The organism is Citrobacter sp. Cpo148 (genome assembly GCF_030332375.1).
GTDB classification, from domain to species: domain Bacteria; phylum Pseudomonadota; class Gammaproteobacteria; order Enterobacterales; family Enterobacteriaceae; genus Citrobacter; species Citrobacter portucalensis.
Genome location: NZ_JAOWHY010000048.1, coordinates 319,242 through 333,977, shown reverse-complemented (window position 1 = coordinate 333,977; position 14,736 = coordinate 319,242). Strand labels below are relative to the sequence as shown.

Here is a 14,736-nt window from a genome sequence, read left to right as displayed (position 1 = left end):
AGCACACGGGAAACGCCCGGCGTTCTGTTGCGGGCGGTGTGGATGTGGCGCTGACGTTCTTCTTCAACGCGCTGCTGTACAAGGTCCATTGAATCAGCCATCAGTGGATCTCCTGCGCTTCATTCTGAATGTTTTCAGCCGCAATACGCAGCAGCTCCGCCGCTTCAACGTGATTAAGCTGGCGTGACGTTATATGGCAAGCCAGGCTATCAAGACGGGCTGCCATTGCCGCGGCACGTGCACGGCGTTCTTCCATGCGTGCATCAGTCAGCATCTGATTAAGGCCAGCATCATCTGGTCCTGTTTTGGTGATTCGGGTTTCAATATTTCGCATTGTTGTTTCTCCTGAATTTGGGCAATAAGATGCCCGGCGGGTTTACGCCTTTAATTTCGATTGTGGATTAATTCGGCATGGCTAGCCGATTTGGAAATAAACTCACCACTGTACGGAAATGGTTCATTGCTTTAATCAGCTCCCGCTTTTCGTCAGTCGTCAGTTCACTAACATTGACGCTATGACGTTCCGCCGGAATCTTTGCCATAAAGAATATTGCGGCTAATGCGCGTTTATTCTGCTCATGGTTAATATCCCGTTGGTCCCGCATATCGCTAATAAAGCGCTCCAGTTCTGAATCAATATTTAAGCCAAACACTTTCGCCCTTAATTCCGCGATGTGGTTTAACCCATTAAGACGGAGGCCCGCGCTTAACGGAACAGTCGCAGCATCGCCTTCAATAGCCATGGTTTCCCCTGCTTTTTAGTGGACAGCTCAGCCAGCAACGCATCCTGAGAGCGGCACGGATGCCAGCGCTTGCCATCCTTCCCCATAATCCAGCCATGACCGCAGTGCATTGCAGGACTTTGCTTAACAAGCAGTGATGCAAAAGATGGTTCTTTAGTCAGCATAACCACCTCAGATCAGACCGAACGAAGCGCCGAGGCCCGTCACGGTATCTACTGCGCTTGCCATCGCCGGATTCGCCTGCAAACGCGCATGTAATGAAACTGCGGTGAGTGCCATCAGGCGCGTGACAGAGTTGATGCTGTTGATAACATCGCGGCGGCCCGCACTGGTTTTTACATCACCGGATACTGCGCCTGCAGCTACTCGCCCAATTTCCGCAGTTGCACTCATGACGTAATGCGGCAGGTTCTCTTTTGCCACTTCATTCAATGGCACACACGGCAGGCAATGGATTTGAGCCAGAAAACCGTCAACCAGCGTTGAGTCTTCTGTGATATCAGTCAGCAGCCAGATCTCCGGCGGCGTAAGTTGATGCGGTTGCTCCGGGTTCAGCTTATTGCGCAGCGTCTGGACATTCATTCCTGCGCGTTCTGCCAGCTTCGCCATGTTGTGACGCAGCGCGAAAGCCCGACAGGCTTCGTCAAAGTGTGGATGTTTGGAAATCTTATAATCAAACATGCGCCCCTCTCGAAAAGTTCTCATAATTGAACTTACTGACCAACAATGACGCGAAAGTTGGAATGACCGAGGGATTCACGAACCTGGTCGGTTTTGTACATCAGGTAACGCAGGCTTACGCGACCTTTGTTTTTTTCTTTTTTGACCATGTACTTAGCAAGATGACCATGGTGAATTTTCTGGTAAACAGAGCCACGGGAGATACCTTCCCATTCAGCGAACTCTGCAGGCGTAGCCATCTCTTTTGGTACACGAATTGAAATATCAGTGCTCATAGTGCAATATCTCTCGGTTAAGGTTTGGTTTACGTCGTTTTATCTTGTTTTATTTGATTCAATAATTGATACATCGAGATACTACGATCCAATATTTGATACGTCAATAGGATTAAAAAATGATACAAGTGAAAGCTGGCGAGAATACCGGGGGAAGAGAGGCTATCCATAGGCTAATGGCCGCCTATGATTTCAAGTCCAGACAGCAACTGTGTGATCACCTGGGCGCATCAAAAAGCACCATGGCAAACAGATACTTAAGAGATAGTTTTCCAGCAGAATGGGTGATTCAGTGTGCTTTGGAGACAGGGGTTTCTTTATTGTGGCTAACTACTGGACAGGGCGAGACAGGTTCAAATATTGAACACAAAAAAGATATTAATTTCGTGAACTCTGGCAAAGTTAAACCCCTTTCTGAGCTTGTTTCCCCCGAAATTGACAAGGCAACTCTCAACGGTGGCTTATTAGTCGATGCTGGAAAAGCAATCATTGATAGCAGTCTGCTCCCCTCAGACTCAAGCAACCTATTACTGGTGAATACTTCTGGCGATTCTTATTTAGTGGACCGCAGCCAAACGCCTCCAGTTAACGGTATGTGGTTGGTAGATATCGATGGAATAAAAATCATCGTGAAGTTAACACGGCTACCAGGGAACAGATTGGTGGTCCATCAAGACGAATCATCCTTTGAGTGCAGCCTTGATGATATCGAGGTAGTAGGCCGCGCTTTAAAAATAATTAAGAGCCTTTGATATGACCATCAGAAAGCAGCCAAACGGAAAATGGTTGTGTGAATGCTACCCAAAGGGGCGCGACGGTAAGCGTGTTCGCAAGCAATTTGCGACGAAGGGCGAGGCCATAGCATTCGAAAACTTCACCATGGATGAAGTGAACAAAAAGCCATGGCTTGGTGAGAAGGAAGATCGGCGGCGCTTGTCAGAAGTAATTAAGCAATGGCACTCACTCTATGGGCAGACTCTTGCAGACCCCAAGCGCTTGATGGCGAAACTCAACATTATTTGTAACGGCCTAGGTGATCCCATCGCCTCAGAGCTGACAGCTGGAGACTTTACGAAATACCGCGAAGCACGGCTAAAAGGTGAAGTGCGAAATGAAGATGGTGCGCTTATGTCGCCAGTTAAGCCTCGCACGGTAAACCTTGAACAACGTAACCTATCATCAGTTTTTGGCACACTGAAAAAGTTGGGCCACTGGTCAGCTCCCAACCCACTCGCCGGTTTGCCAACATTTAAAATCGCAGAAGGTGAACTGGCGTTCCTGGCACCTGAAGAAATTAAGCGCCTGCTAGATGCTTGCGCTGATTCTCAAAGCCCCAGCCTGCTGATGATAGCAAAAATATGCCTTGCCACTGGCGCGCGCTGGAGTGAAGCCGAAAACCTGCAGGGCCATCAGTTATCAAAATACCGAATCACCTACACCAAAACCAAAGGCAAGAAAAACCGGACCGTACCCATATCTCAGGATCTGTATGACGAACTTCCCAAAAACAGAGGGAAATTATTCACGCCATGCAGAAAAGCTTTTGAACGAGCAGTGAAACGCGCTGGTATCGACCTGCCTGAAGGCCAGTGCACCCACGTACTGCGTCATACATTCGCTAGCCATTTTATGATGAACGGCGGAAACATCTTAGTGCTACGAGATATTTTGGGACATGCCGATATAAAAATGACGATGATTTATGCCCACTTTGCCCCTGATCATTTGGAAGATGCTGTAACCAAAAACCCTCTATATTCTCTTGCATGGAAACAATCATGACTTTCATCTCAGGACTTGGAATCAGTTTTTACATAGTGATATTTTTATTAGTATTACATGCTATTTACACTCGTAAATGGTACAAATTGAATGAAAACAGTCTCCTCAAACAGAAATTATTTTGGGTGACTATAATCTTCCCTGTTATTTCTTTCTTTTACTTTGGAATTTTCGCATGGTGGGGGAAAACACCGGTACTAAGCGCTCATGGATACGCTCGATTTTATGAAATTAGTAAATTCCCTTTAATGCTGCTGGCGAGCGCTGTTCCACTTGGTGCAATCGTCAACAATGTGCATCGAACTATTCAGACTGAAAAGCAACTCGAAAGAACGGAGAATCAGATTGAACTTGTTAAAGCAAAAAACAAATCTGATTCATTTTATGCGCATCAGAAAAGCTATGCTGATATTTTTAAAACCGTTCCGTCATTTATAGTAAGTCGAGATTTCACTGAAACAGACGTCTCAAAAAAATATGTAGAATTATCGATCTCACATCCATATATTCTGTACATGAACATCTTCACTAAATCTTCTGTTGAAGATGGTTATAATAAAACGATAAGCCAGAATTTTATAGGTCGTGTTCAAAATCACTATAAAGAAATAAGCCTCTCGATAAAAAATTGTTATGAAAAGGAAGTTTCACATGACAATCAAATAATATATCTAAAACAACTGGAAATAAATATCATCCAACTATGTCGAGAGTTAGGTATAGACTATAGGTATGAAAAACATGAATTCATCATTTTCAATCCAATTATGAATGAAGGGACGAGCATATCTTTTTCTGACGAAAAGCAAATTAAACAGATGGTTACCGGATTGAGAGATCTACTAGTTCACGTATATACACTCATCGGGCTAAATGCAGAGTTCTTCCAAACACCTAAAGGATTATGGGATGTCATACCTGATTACGGCTATGGCAGTGCAAAAATATTCCCTCTTGTGCTTCCACATTCCTACGGTTGACAATGGCGGCAGTTTGGCGGCAGAGCATTGAAAACGCATAAAACCTCCAAACACCAGAAAATACTAACACACTGTTTTAAAACGTAAATAACTGTTTTTACTATTGTAAAAATGGTATGTAGGAATTTCGGACGCGGGTTCAACTCCCGCCAGCTCCACCAATCATGATTGGATAGTGCCAGGACAGCACTAGCAATAACAGGAAGTTAGCAGTCTCAGTTGGACACCGACCAGACGGTGAGGAGACAAAAAAGATACGCAAAGGAGCCGCGGCTCCCGAGTGACATAAAAGCCCGCTTATGCGGGCTTTTTTTATGCTCTTTGCCCCGTCCTGAATAGCGTTGACACGTTCCAGACTTAAATCCGGAAAACGTGATGATAGCTGAATACGAACAGACAGATTAATTTCCTGATAACCCTTTTTATTTAACAGTGAACGACCATGGTTAAATAATATCCCTACAAGCTTAAAATCGTCACGATAAAAAGAAACGTATTTTTTAAATACATTCGTCATTTAAACGTTCGACATCGTTAGCCAGCCCACAATGCCGCATAGTGTAAAAATATCCAGTTAACTTCTCCATGAACAACTCTTGAATTTTCCTACTAAATACATATATTACGCATCCCGTTCAGTACATGGAATAACCTTTGATTTTTTTAATTGATATTGGAGTTACAAATGTCAAATAAGAAAATTTCGCGGAGCAATGGGGCAACAGGCCCCGTTAATAAGGTTGTCGCATGGTCAACAATCGCTTTGCAGGCTCTGTATCCTGCCCTTCTTAGCTTCACGCCAACCATCAGCCATGCGTCAGCCGTTAAGGCATCGCAGGCCACCGCAGAACAGCAAGAACTGCGCGGTCTGTCTTCTCTCGCCGCGCAGGCTGGCAGAAGCATTGAAAACGGCCATGCGGGCAGTTTTGCTGCCAATACCGTCTCAGCACAGGCAACGAAGGAGGTGGTAGAGTGGCTACAGAAGTACGGTAATGCGCGTATTCAACTCAACGTCGATGACGCTTTCTCGTTGAAAGATTCGGCGTTCGATTTCCTTTATCCGTGGGTTGATACAAAGCAGCATGTTTTATTTAGCCAGACATCGCTTCACCGTACCGATGACAGATCCCAAACTAATATCGGTATGGGTTATCGCTACTTCACGGCGGATAATTCAATGCTTGGCGCAAACTTATTTTATGACTACGATTTAAGTCGTCATCACGCACGTATGGGTGCAGGCGTTGAGTATTGGCGAGATTATTTACGCGCAGGCGCAAATGCTTATTTAAGATTATCAAAATGGAAGGATTCCCACGATCTGGATGATTATCAGGAACGTCCGGCGGATGGCTGGGATATCTATACCCAAGGTTGGTTGCCATCGTATCCGCAACTGGGCGCATCGCTTAAATATGAAAAGTATTACGGCAAGAATGTCGGCCTCTTTGGCAGCGATCATCTTCAGGAAAATCCGTACGCCTTTACAGGCGGGATCAGCTATACGCCGGTTCCTCTAGTTACGCTTTCCGCTGAACACAAGCAGGGGCAGAGCAATACTCATGATTCACGCTTCGGCATAGAGATTAACTATCGCCCCGGCATCCCGCTGGCGAAGCAGTTGGACAGCGACAATGTTGCGTTAATGCGCGAAGTTCAGCACGGACGCTACGATTTTGTCGAACGAAATAACAATATTGTTCTGGAATACCGCAAAAAATCGGTTCTGAAAATCCGCCTGCCTGAAAGCGTACAGGGGGAAGGTGGCGCCGTTATTCCGGTGACTATTTCGCTGGATAAATCCCACTGGGGCATTCAGTCGGTAGAGTGGAACGATAGCGCATTTACCGCCGCTGGCGGACGCATTTCCGGTAGCGGCACATCATGGCAACTGACGTTACCCGCTTATACACCAGGCGGCACTAATCATTGGCAAATCGGTGCAACGGCGCGAGATGTTAAAGGAAATGTCTCTAACTATGCGGTGATGAACGTGACGGTGACGGGGAGTTCAGCCTCTGTCGGCACAATGGATTTTACATTGAACGGCGAGCAGCAACCGATCATCGCGGCTGACGGGAAGTCGCAGCATCCGGTTACGTTGGTGCTTAAAGATACCAATGGTAATCCGTTAACAGGGCTGCACATGACATTGAGTTGTCTTTAGCGTTTACGCCTGACGCACAGAGAAATCGTGAGCGTTCAGCACAGGCTCCAAAACTTGGTGAAGTGCAGGAAACCCGCTCCGGGGTGTATACCGCCACGCTGACGCCGGGTTTAACGGCGGGGACGGCACGCATCACCGCTAAAGTCCTGGGTAAAACAGAAACCCTGACGGTGAAACTAAAAGCGGTTTCCGCAGAGGCGGCAAAATCGACATTCACAGTAATGCCCATGGAGCAGGTCGTTGGGCACCCGATTAGCCTGGCGTTAGAAGCAAAAGATAAAGACGGGAATGCCATCACCGGCGACGACAGCTTACGTTTTTATGCAGTTTCAGCCAGCGGCGAAGTCCGTTTTACTGCCGTAGAAGAGAAAGACGGCGTGTACAGCGCTAAGGCAACGTCTGAACTGGCTCAGGCGACACGCATTGGTGTGACGTCACAAAAACATGATTTCTCCGGGCTGGAAAAACAAGCCAACTGGATTGCCGACAAAACGCAGCCGGTGGTGCAGGCTTTTAACCTGACCAGGGACAATGCGCTGGCGGATGGCAAACAGAGTAATGTCGCGGTCGTTACCCTGACCGACCGTTATGGGAACCCGCTGTCCGGATACACGGTCACCCTGGCGTTACCGCCACAGGTTAAGATCGCGAATGGGGAGAACGTTGTGAAGACCGATGCCAAAGGTGAAGCAAGATTCTCACTGACCAGTTCAACGCCGGGAACTTATGATATTACGCTAAGCGCGGGGAACATCAGCTCATCGCTAAGCGTAACATTTGCCTCTGCAATGGAGGGGGCAACATTGTCTCTGACGGCCAAAGACAATGGCGCAATCACCAATATTGCAGCAAACGGTCGCGATGGTGCCACGCTTGAGATCATGCTCAACAATACCGCCGCGTCGGTTGAAGGACAGAAAGTGGAGCTTATCGTAACGCCACAAGGGCTCGTGTACCCGGAGAAAATCACCACCAATAAAGACGGTTACGCGACGGTAACGTTAACTACGGTTAAGGCAGGTCATTACACCGTTAATGCCAGGGTTACAGATGGGCAGCACAGCGTTGAGTCCTCAAGCGTTGACCTGGAATTCGTACCTGATATTAACAGCGCAGTGCTGAATTTGACCGCACCGTCTGAGAGCATTGTGGCAAACGCATCAGCGGCACATGAAATTCAGGTACAGGTTGTCGACGGTGAAAACAACCCATTTAGTGGTGACGTGCACCTGACCAGTTCCCCTGCCAGTGGATTAAAACTGGGCCAGTCCGAACTGACATTGGATGAGAAAGGAATGGCATCAACAACCTTTATTGCCGCAGAAGCCGGGCACTATCAATTGCAGGCAACCTTCATCAAAGAGGGTAAACGCGTTACGGCGAGTAAGGCGATTGAGGTGGTATCGGATCTGCAAAATGCCGCGTTGACGATCGAACCGTCAACGACATCCGCCGTAGTCAGTGATGTGGATAACGTGGCGTTTACCCTGCATCTGACCGATACATCAGGGAACAGCGTCAGCAACCGTAAGCTGAAAATTACGGCTACAGGCCCATCGCCACGCGATCCTCTGGTGATTGACAATACGCTTGTCACCACCAATGGTTCCGGTACTGCGACTGTAAATGTCCACGGTAATAAGGCGGGTCGTTACACGCTGACCGCCACATTGGCTGAACACGGTAGCAATGTCTCGGCAAATGCTTCGCTAACGCTGAATGCCGATGCCCAGAATCCAGTACTCACTCTGGAGCAGGATCCTGGCTATGCCGTTGCCAACCTTGAGCCGGTAGGCTTTATGGCCCGGTTGCAGGATAAATTCGGTAACCCGTTAAACGGCAGTGTCGAATTTAGCGCAGGCAGCAAAGCCAAACCCGGCAGCGGAACCTTTACGATGACGCCGGATAAAACCAACTTTAAGTTAGGGAATGCTTACTCTGAACTGAGAACGGATACGGCCGGTGTAAGTTGGGTGAGAGCGAAGGCGACGACGGGAGATAAAACATTGGAAAAAGTACTCACCGTCTGGGTAGTTGAGAACCATCAACCAAATTCCTGATCGGGATATAAACAAAAGATAGCCGGGGTGTTCTCGAGATCACCCCGGCTACTGCCATAACCCCAAATATATCGACGCTTGCATTATTCTCATGGCCAGGCGATCTATGAGAATAATGAGCACTTAAATAGCGCCAACCGTCATCCCATTCTTCCCCCTTTTACTCATCAAAAGGAGGGAAAAAAACGACTCGCAGTTAAAAAAGCCATTCATGACCTTACTTATCAACCGGATAATCCCTGTTAATCCACACATGTTCATCTTCCCAGGTAAACATCCATTTGCGAACCGGGCCGGCCATCACGTTAAGGTAGTAACTGTCATATCCCGCCAGGGTTGCCACCGGGTGATACCCTTTCGGCACCATCACCACGTCGCGGTTATAGACTGCCATACACTCGTCAAGCGACCGGTCATCGGTGTAGACCCGTTGCATACAGAATCCCTGCGGCGGGTTGAGGCGATGGTAGTAAGTCTCCTCCAGATAGGTTTCCTGCGGGGGATTATCGGTGTCATGCTTATGGCTTGGGTAAGAACTGGTACAACCTTCGTTGGTCCACACCTCCACCACCAGCAGGCTATCTGCGGGTTTATCTTCCGGTAAGATGTTGTGCACGTAGCGCTGGTTGTGGCCTTTGCCGCGCGCTTCCCCGTCGATATCCTTAGGTGCGATCAGCCGTGTTGGGTGCGTGCCTTTCCCCGGTGCAGCGCAGACCGCCAGCTCCAGTCTGGTCACCGCCTGAACCTGTATGGTTTCACCAGAAGTGACATAAACCGCCCACGGTTTGATACGCTCGAACGGACTCATCCGTTCACCGATATCCGTAAAAGTTGCGCCCGGTGTGGTGATGGTCGCGCGTCCGGCGACCAGTACCAAGCAGCGTTCTTCGCTGACGGCGGGCAGCGTAAGCTGCTGCCCTTCCTCCAGTTCATACGCTCTAAAGCCAACATATCCCCAACCGGCGCTTTCCGGCGTCACTGACTGCGTACACCCTTGCGCGTCCGGCTGCTGCCAGCGTGATAATAAACGTGACATATCACCTCCTCAGATAAGCCCGGCATCCCGTGCCAGACGGCTAAGGTTGTTATAGCCCAGACGCGCATACGTCAGCGGATGCGCTATGGCTGGATCCTGCTCCGCCTCCACCACCAGCCACCCCTGATACTGGTTCGCCTTCAGCAATGCCATGATTGGCGGATAGTCAACGCAGCCATCTCCCGGCACGGTAAAGACGCCGCTCAGCACCGCATCGAGGAAGCTGGTTTTGCGGTTTTTGACATCCGCCAGCACGTCGGCACGTACGTCTTTGCAGTGAACATGGTTGATACGTGATGCCCAGCGCTGCGCCACAGCCAACGGATCGGCACCCGCAAAGGTCAAATGCCCGGTGTCGAGCAACAAGCCAACTTCATCACCGGTATTCGTCATCAGATTATCCACATCTTCAGCAGATTCAATCACCGTTCCCATGTGGTGGTGATAGGCAATCTGTACTCCCTGCTGCTGGGTGTAGCGCGCAAACTCAGTGAGCTTTTCACCGTACTCTTGCCAGCGCTCTTGCGGGAAGCGCGGACGCAGATGTACCGGCGTCTGCTGCTCGCCGTGAATGCAGCCACTGACTTCGGCAAAGACCAGCACCTTCGCTCCCAGTTCGCGCAGTAACGTCAGGTGCGATTGCACAGCGGCAATCTCCTCCTCCACGCTGCGTTCCAGCAGACGTCCGGAGTACCAGCCGGAAACCAGTTGCAGGTCGTGGCGCTGCAAAATGGGGCCGAGCAGTCGCGCCTCGCGCGGGAATTTATTACCCAGTTCGAAACCAGCAAATCCAGCCTCTTTGCCCTCGCTCAGACACGTATCAAGCGACGTCTCAGCGCCCAGTGAAGGAAGATCGTCATTCGTCCATGTCAGTGGATTAATACCTAATTGTACCGTCATCATCTTCTCCTGAATTATGCTTGTCCGCGCTCGCGCCACCAGGCGATAAGCTGCAGGTAGTTATCTTTAATGCGCGCCACCAGCTGCGCATCGTCAATATCGTGTTTCAACCACGCGCGGGAAGCGTCGCCAAACAGCGTGCGCCCCACGGCAAAACCTTTCACCACCCCATGACCCGCAGCCGCTTTAAAATCAGCACGCAGTTGCTCTGCCGGAGCGTCCAGACCCAGGATCACCACGCCACGGCAGTGCGGATCGCGCCGTTCGATAATGTCACTCAACGCCGTCCAGCCAGCAGACGTCAGCGGTGGGAGTTTCCACCAGTCGGGGTAGATCCCTAAGTTGTAGAAGCGGGAAATGGCGCGCAAATACAGTTCATCACTGCGCGGCATACTGGCCGGTAAAATCACCTCCAGCAGCAGCTCATGACCGGACTGGCAACAGGCGCGGTACACCTCAGCGATTTTTTGTTCTTGTTCCAGACGCAACGCGTGGGCATCTTCCGGATGGAAAAAGACCAGACACTTCACCACATGTTCCTGCGGCCAACTGATGAGCTGCGAGCCTATATTGCCGTGTTCCATCTCCAGTGGGCGCGACCCCGGCAGTTCGATAGGACGACCTATCCACCAGCCCTCTCCGGTTATCGCATTCAGCGCATCCTGACCAAACGTACCATCGCACAGCAGCCCGGCCTTGCCCTCCAGCCCGGCGCTGTTGGCCGCTTCACGGCTGGCCTGCAAAATAAGCTGTTTCAATGCCGGAATACGCTTCAAAGACGCGCCGCACTGCAACGCCATCTCTTCCAGTTGGCTACGGTGATCGAAGGCCATCACGCACAGTTCCGGCCATGTGCGACGACGGGTCGTCACGCGATGCAAATGGTTGAGATGCGGATCGAGATCCGGACGAGGAACCTCTGCGGCGCGAGAAAGATAATCATCAAGCTCCACTTTGCTCGGCATCGCCGGCGCACAGCCGTGACGCGACACCACCAGCGCACCGCAGGCGTTGGCGTAGCGGCACGCCTGCTCCCATCCCTCATCGTTGAGGTAGCCGCGCAGCAGACCGGACATAAACGCGTCCCCTGCCCCCAGCACGTTCAGCACCTCCACGCGCACGCCGGTCACCGTCAGGCCATCGTCAAGCCGGGCCGGGATCGCGTCGGTATACACCGAGCAGCCGAGCGCACCACGCTTGCAAACCAGCGTCGCGTGACTCACGCCGCGAACCTGCGACAGCGCCTGCAGCGTATCGGTACTGCCGCCCGCGATATGGAACTCCTCCTCGGTGCCGACAATCACATCAAAAAGATGCAGCACCTCCTGCAACTGGCGGGTGACCTGTTCGGCGGCGATAAAGCGCGTTTCGCCGTCGCCTAAGGAAGTAAGCCCCCACAGCACCGGGCGATAGTCGATATCCAGCGCCGTACGCACGCCGTGACGCCGGGCGTAAGCGAGCGCCGTCAACACCGCCTCGCGGGTTTGCGGATGAGAAAGATGCGTCCCGGTGATGGCAAGACAACGAGCAGAAGCGATGTACTGTTCATCAACATCGCTGGCGGTAATCGCCATATCCGCGCAGTTATCACGGTAAAAAATCAGTGGGAAGGTGTCCCGGTCTTTAATGCCGAGTAACACCAGCGCCGTCAGGCGGTCTTTATCAGTGATCAGATGGCTGGTATCGCAGCCTACCTGGTTTAATTCTTCACGCAGGAAACGCCCCATATGTTCGTCGCCAACCCGCGCCAGCATTGAGGAGCGCAGCCCCTGGCGTGCCGTGCCGTAAGCCACGTTGCCGGACGAACCACCAAGATATTTGGCAAAGCTCGACACATCTTCCAGGCGCGCACCAATTTGCTGACTGTAGAGGTCAACCGCCACGCGGCCCATGCATATCACATCAAACTGCTTTTCCACGTTGATACCTCTTCAGACAATGTCGTTCACGTTCAGCCAGCGGCCTTCCTGGTACGAGAGTGCGATAGCGTCAAGCACGCGCGACACCTTCCAGCCCTCTTCAAAGTCCGGCCACATCGGCGCATCGGCAGCAATGCCGTCCACCAGGTCGCGTACTTCTACTGTTTTCTGGTCGTTAAAGCCGATACCATGCCCGGCTCCCATGCAAAACGCGCCGTAGTCCGGGTGCGCCGGGCCAACCAGTAAAGTGCGAAACCCCTGGCGGTTGACCGGATCGTCATGCAGATAGAGCTTCAGCTCTGCCATGCGCTCCTGGGTAAAACTGATAGTTCCTTTGGTCCCGGTAATCACATACGACAACCCCATCTTGCGGCCACAGGCAACGCGCGAGGTTTCAATCACCCCTTGCGCACCGCCCGCAAAGCGCACCATCGCGTGGGCCTGATCTTCGTTTTCTACCGTCACCATTTGCGAGGAACCGACCTGCGCCGGACGCTGTGGCACAACGATCTTCAGGTCGCCGCAGACCTGCTGAATATCCCCAACCAGGTACTGCGCCATATTGACGATATGCGCCGCCAGATCGCCAAGCGCCCCAAGCCCAGCGGTCTCTTTAAAACAATGCCAGTGGATCGGTGCAAGCGGATCGGCCATGTAGTCTTCGTTGTGGGTGCCGTAGAAATGGATCACCTCACCAATTTCTCCGCGCTCAATGATCTCTTTCGCCAGCTGCGCCGTTGGGTTCTTCATATAGTTGAACCCCACCAGCGTTTTCACTCCCGCCCGCTGTGCAGCTTCAACCATTTCACGCGCGTCGTGGGCGTTCAGCGCCAACGGCTTTTCTGAGTACACATGCTTGCCATGGCGAATCGCTTCCAGCGCCATCTCTTTGTGCAGATGATTAGGAGAACAGATATCCACGACATCAATGGCCGGGTCAGCCACCAGCGCACGCCAGTCTCCGGTTGAGCGATTGAAGCCAAACGCCTGCGCCCGCTCGGCGGCCAGCTCTGGAGAGACTTCCGCCACCATTTCGCGCACCAGCTTGCCGCGCAGGTTAAACACCGTCGGGGCCTGGGCATAGGCGATGGCATGCGCCTTGCCGATATACCCGGTGCCAATCAATCCAATACGAACTTCTTTCATCATGATCCTCACAATGCGCCGCGACGGCTCTTGGCGTAGGTATCGAACGCCACCGCCAGAACGATAATTAAGCCGGTAATAATTTGTTGGTAGTAAGCCGAGACGTTCATCAGCACCAGACCGTTAATCAGGATGCCCATGATGATCGAGCCGATAATGGTGCCGCCAATACGCCCGTAGCCGCCCATCAGTGAGGTACCGCCAATGACCACCGAGGCGATAACGCGCAGCTCAAACGAGATCCCGGCGACCGCTTCTGCACTGCCCAACCGCGCGCTGAGAATGAAGCCCGCCAGCCCTGCCAGACAGCCAATTAACACGTAGACGCTCACCAGCACGCGCTTCACGTTGACCCCTGCCAGACGCGCCGCCTCCGGGTTGCCGCCGATGGCGTACACGAAGCGCCCCCAACGGGTTTTATGTAGCGCCAGATAACCGCCTACCGCCACCAGCGCGAATATCCAGATTGGAATGGAGATACCGAGCAGTTCGCCGCGTCCCCACCAGCGGTATCCCGCGTCGAAACCGGCAATTGGTGCGCCGTCGTTAATCACCAGCGTCAGGCCGCGCCAGATCGTCATCCCGCCGAGGGTGACGATAAACGGCGGCAGACGCAGGCGGGTCACGCCGAGGCCATGCAGAAAACCAATCGCGGTGCCCATCGCCATACAGATACCAAGGCCAATCAGCCAGCTCATGCCGCCCCAGGCGTTCGGGTCGACGGTGGTGAAGTTGTCGCCCTTAATCACATACGCGGCGGTCATGGCGCAGACCGCCAGGATGGAGCCCACCGACAGATCGATCCCGGCGGTCAGAATGACAAACGTCATCCCCACCGCCATGATCCCGTAGATGGAGACTTCGGTCAGAATGTTGAAAATATTGCGTTCAGAAAGAAAATTGCTGTTCTGCAACTGAAAGAAAATCAGCAGCAGGATCATGAAAATCAGTACCCCAAAGCGCTCAAAAAAGGCAATGGGATCAAGACGTCCGCCGCGTTTGGCAGGAACCTGCGTTTTAGAAATAATCTGCGTCATGAATCACTCC

The 14,736-nt window shown here is 51.6% G+C and carries 14 protein-coding genes and 2 pseudogenes; 4 read left to right on the top strand and 12 right to left on the bottom strand.

Going from position 1 to position 14,736, the window contains the following annotated elements:
* The 6 genes and pseudogenes from OGY10_RS20155 to OGY10_RS20130 all read right to left on the bottom strand — a co-directional run.
* Positions 1 to 101 (bottom strand): annotated as a pseudogene (locus tag OGY10_RS20155) (TraR/DksA family transcriptional regulator); the annotation flags it as partial.
* Complete coding sequence (locus OGY10_RS20150; RefSeq protein ID WP_001244238.1) at positions 101 to 334, bottom strand: DUF2732 family protein; 234 nt, start codon at positions 332 to 334, stop codon at positions 101 to 103. The gene OGY10_RS20150 and the pseudogene OGY10_RS20155, both read right to left, overlap by 1 nt.
* 67 nt (positions 335 to 401) lie before the next feature.
* The gene (locus tag OGY10_RS20145; protein WP_000963480.1) at positions 402 to 743 is read right to left on the bottom strand and encodes a DUF5347 family protein; all 342 of its coding nucleotides are present in this window, start codon (positions 741 to 743) and stop codon (positions 402 to 404) included.
* Complete coding sequence (locus OGY10_RS20140; protein WP_000956168.1) at positions 707 to 907, bottom strand: phage filamentation protein Fil family protein; 201 nt, start codon at positions 905 to 907, stop codon at positions 707 to 709. Before OGY10_RS20140 ends, OGY10_RS20145 begins: the two co-directional genes overlap by 37 nt.
* A gap of 7 nt (positions 908 to 914) precedes the next feature.
* On the bottom strand, positions 915 to 1,424 hold the full coding sequence (locus OGY10_RS20135; RefSeq protein ID WP_000460858.1) for a phage regulatory CII family protein: 510 nt from the start codon (positions 1,422 to 1,424) through the stop codon (positions 915 to 917).
* Positions 1,425 to 1,456: 32 nt separating this feature from the next.
* Positions 1,457 to 1,699, bottom strand: coding sequence for a hypothetical protein (locus tag OGY10_RS20130; protein ID WP_001397669.1), 243 nt, complete (start codon positions 1,697 to 1,699; stop codon positions 1,457 to 1,459).
* Positions 1,700 to 1,818: 119 nt separating this feature from the next.
* Here OGY10_RS20130 and OGY10_RS20125 point away from each other — a divergent pair, with 119 nt between their 5' ends.
* The 3 genes from OGY10_RS20125 to OGY10_RS20115 are packed head-to-tail and all read left to right on the top strand — an operon-like array spanning position 1,819 to position 4,461.
* On the top strand, positions 1,819 to 2,451 hold the full coding sequence (locus OGY10_RS20125) for a phage repressor protein CI (RefSeq protein WP_286577291.1): 633 nt from the start codon (positions 1,819 to 1,821) through the stop codon (positions 2,449 to 2,451).
* 1 nt (position 2,452) lies between these two features.
* Complete coding sequence (locus OGY10_RS20120; RefSeq protein WP_286577290.1) at positions 2,453 to 3,481, top strand: site-specific integrase; 1,029 nt, start codon at positions 2,453 to 2,455, stop codon at positions 3,479 to 3,481.
* Positions 3,478 to 4,461: a hypothetical protein gene (locus OGY10_RS20115; RefSeq protein WP_286577289.1), complete on the top strand. Its 984-nt coding sequence runs from the start codon at positions 3,478 to 3,480 to the stop codon at positions 4,459 to 4,461. Before OGY10_RS20120 ends, OGY10_RS20115 begins: the two co-directional genes overlap by 4 nt.
* A gap of 139 nt (positions 4,462 to 4,600) precedes the next feature.
* Here the strand turns inward: OGY10_RS20115 and OGY10_RS20110 are convergent, their stop codons facing one another.
* Positions 4,601 to 4,978: a hypothetical protein gene (locus tag OGY10_RS20110; protein WP_286577287.1), complete on the bottom strand. Its 378-nt coding sequence runs from the start codon at positions 4,976 to 4,978 to the stop codon at positions 4,601 to 4,603.
* A 168-nt stretch (positions 4,979 to 5,146) separates the two neighbouring features.
* Between OGY10_RS20110 and OGY10_RS23825 the strand changes: the two are divergent.
* Positions 5,147 to 8,688: pseudogene (locus OGY10_RS23825) on the top strand (inverse autotransporter beta domain-containing protein).
* Between the two features lie 217 nt (positions 8,689 to 8,905).
* Here the strand turns inward: OGY10_RS23825 and iolB are convergent.
* From iolB to OGY10_RS20075, 5 genes are read right to left on the bottom strand one after another with little or no spacing between them, the layout of a single operon-like run.
* Entirely contained in the window at positions 8,906 to 9,724 is an 819-nt protein-coding gene (iolB, locus tag OGY10_RS20095; protein ID WP_111465199.1) for a 5-deoxy-glucuronate isomerase, read from the bottom strand.
* 9 nt (positions 9,725 to 9,733) lie between these two features.
* The gene (iolE, locus tag OGY10_RS20090) at positions 9,734 to 10,624 is read right to left on the bottom strand and encodes a myo-inosose-2 dehydratase (protein ID WP_060683363.1); all 891 of its coding nucleotides are present in this window, start codon (positions 10,622 to 10,624) and stop codon (positions 9,734 to 9,736) included.
* 14 nt (positions 10,625 to 10,638) lie between these two features.
* A complete protein-coding gene (locus OGY10_RS20085; protein WP_100272012.1) occupies positions 10,639 to 12,543 on the bottom strand; it encodes a bifunctional 5-dehydro-2-deoxygluconokinase/5-dehydro-2-deoxyphosphogluconate aldolase in 1,905 nt (634 codons plus the stop codon).
* A 12-nt stretch (positions 12,544 to 12,555) separates the two neighbouring features.
* Entirely contained in the window at positions 12,556 to 13,689 is a 1,134-nt protein-coding gene (locus OGY10_RS20080; protein ID WP_103014790.1) for a Gfo/Idh/MocA family protein, read from the bottom strand.
* An 8-nt stretch (positions 13,690 to 13,697) separates the two neighbouring features.
* Positions 13,698 to 14,726 carry an ABC transporter permease gene (locus OGY10_RS20075; RefSeq protein WP_003826102.1) on the bottom strand — a complete coding sequence of 343 codons (1,029 nt, stop codon included), beginning with the start codon at positions 14,724 to 14,726 and terminating at the stop codon, positions 13,698 to 13,700.
* Between the last annotated feature and the right edge of the window lie 10 nt (positions 14,727 to 14,736).

What these genes read in the sequence shown, in the direction of transcription:
- OGY10_RS20150 (WP_001244238.1), bottom strand. Translation starts at nt 334, where the DNA reads ATGCGAAATATTGAAACCCGAATCACCAAAACAGGACCAGATGATGCT.
- OGY10_RS20145 (WP_000963480.1), bottom strand. Translation starts at nt 743, where the DNA reads ATGGCTATTGAAGGCGATGCTGCGACTGTTCCGTTAAGCGCGGGCCTC.
- OGY10_RS20140 (WP_000956168.1), bottom strand. Translation starts at nt 907, where the DNA reads ATGCTGACTAAAGAACCATCTTTTGCATCACTGCTTGTTAAGCAAAGT.
- OGY10_RS20135 (WP_000460858.1), bottom strand. Translation starts at nt 1,424, where the DNA reads ATGTTTGATTATAAGATTTCCAAACATCCACACTTTGACGAAGCCTGT.
- OGY10_RS20130 (WP_001397669.1), bottom strand. Translation starts at nt 1,699, where the DNA reads ATGAGCACTGATATTTCAATTCGTGTACCAAAAGAGATGGCTACGCCT.
- OGY10_RS20125 (WP_286577291.1), top strand. Translation starts at nt 1,819, where the DNA reads ATGATACAAGTGAAAGCTGGCGAGAATACCGGGGGAAGAGAGGCTATC.
- OGY10_RS20120 (WP_286577290.1), top strand. Translation starts at nt 2,453, where the DNA reads ATGACCATCAGAAAGCAGCCAAACGGAAAATGGTTGTGTGAATGCTAC.
- OGY10_RS20115 (WP_286577289.1), top strand. Translation starts at nt 3,478, where the DNA reads ATGACTTTCATCTCAGGACTTGGAATCAGTTTTTACATAGTGATATTT.
- OGY10_RS20110 (WP_286577287.1), bottom strand. Translation starts at nt 4,978, where the DNA reads ATGACGAATGTATTTAAAAAATACGTTTCTTTTTATCGTGACGATTTT.
- iolB (WP_111465199.1), bottom strand. Translation starts at nt 9,724, where the DNA reads ATGTCACGTTTATTATCACGCTGGCAGCAGCCGGACGCGCAAGGGTGT.
- iolE (WP_060683363.1), bottom strand. Translation starts at nt 10,624, where the DNA reads ATGACGGTACAATTAGGTATTAATCCACTGACATGGACGAATGACGAT.
- OGY10_RS20080 (WP_103014790.1), bottom strand. Translation starts at nt 13,689, where the DNA reads ATGAAAGAAGTTCGTATTGGATTGATTGGCACCGGGTATATCGGCAAG.
- OGY10_RS20075 (WP_003826102.1), bottom strand. Translation starts at nt 14,726, where the DNA reads ATGACGCAGATTATTTCTAAAACGCAGGTTCCTGCCAAACGCGGCGGA.